This is a genomic window from Labilibaculum filiforme (genome assembly GCF_002843315.1).
Lineage (GTDB): Bacteria > Bacteroidota > Bacteroidia > Bacteroidales > Marinifilaceae > Labilibaculum > Labilibaculum filiforme.
In genome coordinates, this window is record NZ_MVDD01000043.1 from 1 (window position 1) to 3,282 (window position 3,282).

Consider the following 3,282-nt stretch of genomic DNA (forward strand, 5'->3'; position numbering starts at 1 on the left):
TGTCTATTGCAACGGGGTTCCACCTCTTCCCATTCCGAACAGAGAAGTTAAGCCCGTTAGCGCCGATGGTACTGCCGAAAGGTGGGAGAGTAGGTCGACGCCAACTTTTAAAAGAGTCTTATTCCAAATGGAATGAGACTCTTTTTTTTTGCCCGAAAATCACAGAAAGGATAAAAAAAGAGAAATTTATTTTGGTGCTTTTTCAAATACAGAAATGGTTTTACCTGGTTTAGATATTAAAGGAAGTAGGGATTAGTTGTAAACGAAATCTATTGTTGAGACTGTTTTCTAAGGAGAGTCTAGAATGGGCTTTTAAATATCTTCTGAGTTTAATATTGTAAACATCCATACTTCTTATTGCGTAGAAATTATCAGCGCTAAAAATGCTTTGTAGGGTGGTTATTTCAATGATATTTCTTACTAGTTATTTTTATTGTCGTTAAATAAGTCTGAGATAGTTTTTGAGATTACCCATTATATCTTCATTTATACTGCTCTTTTTTGTTCGCCTTATATTATTTGATTTACCACCCACCAATGCCTTCCTTTTCCTGCTGTTGTTCAGGTGTTACTTCTAGGGTTGCTATACGACTTTTGTATAGAGGATCAAGAATACCTTCAGCGTTTGCAACGCAAAAGCTGTTTCTTCAAATTAGTATCGCCAGTTGATTGGATAGTCATCTAACTTTAGTCTGACATGTTTCATCATCCTGTATGGTTATTTTAAATTAAGCATATCCTTTATTCCGTACTGAATTTCTAGAAGAGTGAGGTGTTATATGACTCAACCCTCATACGCTTAATTTTAAGACAATCAATACCCTCATCGTTTACTTTAAAAATCTTCAAAAGCTTTTTTTCCAGACGAGTGCAGTCTTCAAAATCTACTTTAAAAACTTCTATACTAACATTGTATGAAGCTTTTATATCCTCAATGTCATTGTAATCATCATCATTAAAACTCTCATTTAAGCTATTATAATCAATGTGTTTTGGCTTAAATTTTACTAAACCAGCGCACAGGCGTACACTATTACTTGTTATCGAATCAATACTAAACGATGCATGCACATTGTTATCATCAATAGACAAATCAAAAGTCATGGTCATGGTGGTATCTAGTTGACTAAAACACGTAGATATTTTAGTCAATTCCGCCTCAAGAGCCTCATTATCGATTCTTTGATATTGTGCAGTAATATAAGGTTCATCTAAGAATTGTGGTAAAGCAAGAAATAGGATAAACAGAGCTATGCCTACAACAATTGACAATACATAGTGATACCATTTATTTAGTGTTTTTTCTACTTTGAGTACTTTTGTTCCGACCCATTTATCGTGCCATCCCGAGGTGTTAATAAGATATGTAAATGATTCTACGGGAATATAGCGGATGAGCGTTCGTAATAAAGCCTGCTTTAGCCTAAGCTTTTCTCCATTGGCTTGCACAACTCTTGTTCCTGTAACTAACTTACCCAAAGTATAGCCAAATTGATACTCAAAAAAGCTGTAATATATAACATATATGGCTATTAAAATAAGCACAGAAATATACTCCCCCGAATCAGAAAATACAAGGACAAGAGTTAGCAATAGACTTGTATCAACCAATACATTTATAAGCCGATGAAATTTTGTGGCTTCAATTTGTGCATCGGCATTGACATAAGCTACCTGTGGTTTTATTTTTTGAAGTATGGCACTGAATATGAGTATCCATAAAACACAAAAAACAAAAGACATGAGTGCTAACATTTTACATGCCATGGTAAAGGGTGAAAAAAACAGACTAAAAGCATCAACCATGGAGCTAAATAATAATATCGATATTACAAAAGCTAAAAATGTCCCCTTATTCCGCATGCGGTATATAAGATATCCTATTGCCAGCACGATGATACTTAAAGTACCTTCGGTTATTACACTAAAATCGGAAAATATTATGGATTTTAACAGCGATAAGTGAGGCACCATATCTAAGATAAAATACACCGGTATGTAAGAGCCATTGATTAAAGCAAATTCGAATTTTAAGCTATAAACACATTGTGTTATTAAAGATAAAACAAGTACTAGTAGTAAGTAATGGAGTTTAACTAGATTAAATAATTTCATTTATTTCAAAATATTAGGTTCTGTTATTAGCTTGTCTAGACATTTTATTAAAAAATCATCTTTCACATTACGAGTTTTCGTTGATCTATCATAAAAAACAGTAGAGCGAGTGCGCCAGTAAATAATTATTGTATTGAAATATATTCTATCGTATTAACCTGTAAATTGTGCCTCAAAGATCCTGATGCTAAAATGGCGGCACAAATTTGAGTAGCTTCTTCCCGCTCTCCTCCTGTTAAGGTAACGCAGCCTTCTGTGAGTGGTTCAGTAACGAACCCCGCAAAGCATACTTCATCATCTATGAAGAATCCAAAATTCGTTTTTACAATAACTCGTGTTAACTCTTCAAGCTTATCATTGTATTCATCCATTAACTCCGTCCTCACCTCAAAATAGCCTATGCTACCCATTTCAACATCTGTTTTTTCAACCATTCCATCAAAAACAAGTCTTTTATTTTTTTTTGAGCTTGCATACAATGTCGAAATAGCCTCATTCCCCTTCATCCATTGAAAATCCCAATAAAAATTTATATTAAGGCTATCCGAAACTTGTTTAAAAACTGTATCCATTAGTAGTTTATGCTCGTTTTTAACATAGCCCAGTTGTCCATTTGACATTGCATAATTTGCACTCATGTATTGTCCCAAAGGCATCGAATCTACCTCGACCCCACCCGAAGATTCAAGGCTGCGTTGTACAAGTATTTTATTTGCCAAGCTATAGATATCATCAACTTGTTCGCCGTTTAATATCATACTAGAACTAAACACACCTTTTTGTGTAACCAATGTTGAATAAAGCTCTTTGTCAGTAATCTGAGGCAATTCTATATGAACTTGAAATGAGATGGTATCCAATTGTACAACTGGATCTTTGACTCCTGCCAACAAAAAACGTTTTTTTATATTGTCGATATCTTTTGTAGCTTCTCTTAAATTAATAGATGCTTCAGTAAAAGAACAGTCCATTACTATTCCCCCATTTTTTTTAACTGTTTTTGCCGAACATGATGTAATTATACATAAAACACCTATGAGTATAATACCCTAAGAAAATTAGACCAGGAGCTTAATTGAAAAATAATGTAAATTAAACTCATGGAAAAAATGAAAAGAACACGTCGTAAATTTAGCTCAACATTTAAAGCAAAAGTTGCAATAGAAG

Annotated in this window: 3 protein-coding genes and 1 rRNA gene; 2 read left to right on the forward strand and 2 right to left on the reverse strand. The window is 33.8% G+C overall.

What is annotated here, in order from left to right; all coding sequences use genetic code 11:
- A 5S ribosomal RNA gene (gene rrf, locus BZG02_RS20580) occupies nt 1-106 on the forward strand; the annotation flags it as partial.
- 653 nt (nt 107-759) lie between these two features.
- Here the strand turns inward: rrf and BZG02_RS20585 are convergent.
- A complete protein-coding gene (locus tag BZG02_RS20585) occupies nt 760-1,743 on the reverse strand; it encodes an RDD family protein (protein ID WP_180335805.1) in 984 nt (327 codons plus the stop codon).
- Here BZG02_RS20585 and BZG02_RS20925 point away from each other — a divergent pair.
- Nucleotides 1,742-1,966, forward strand: coding sequence for a hypothetical protein (locus BZG02_RS20925; protein ID WP_180335806.1), 225 nt, complete (start codon nt 1,742-1,744; stop codon nt 1,964-1,966). The two genes, BZG02_RS20585 and BZG02_RS20925, sit on opposite strands and share 2 nt — an antisense overlap.
- Before the next feature lie 274 nt (nt 1,967-2,240).
- On the opposite strand, the gene BZG02_RS20590 is transcribed toward BZG02_RS20925, so the two are convergent.
- Nucleotides 2,241-3,086, reverse strand: coding sequence for a hypothetical protein (locus BZG02_RS20590; RefSeq protein ID WP_101263631.1), 846 nt, complete (start codon nt 3,084-3,086; stop codon nt 2,241-2,243).
- Nucleotides 3,087-3,282 lie beyond the last annotated feature (196 nt).

Coding starts and splice junctions, on each gene's coding strand:
- BZG02_RS20585 (WP_180335805.1), bottom strand. CDS start 1,743: ATGTCTTTTGTTTTTTGTGTTTTATGGATACTCATATTCAGTGCCATA.
- BZG02_RS20925 (WP_180335806.1), top strand. CDS start 1,742: ATGAGTGCTAACATTTTACATGCCATGGTAAAGGGTGAAAAAAACAGA.
- BZG02_RS20590 (WP_101263631.1), bottom strand. CDS start 3,086: ATGGACTGTTCTTTTACTGAAGCATCTATTAATTTAAGAGAAGCTACA.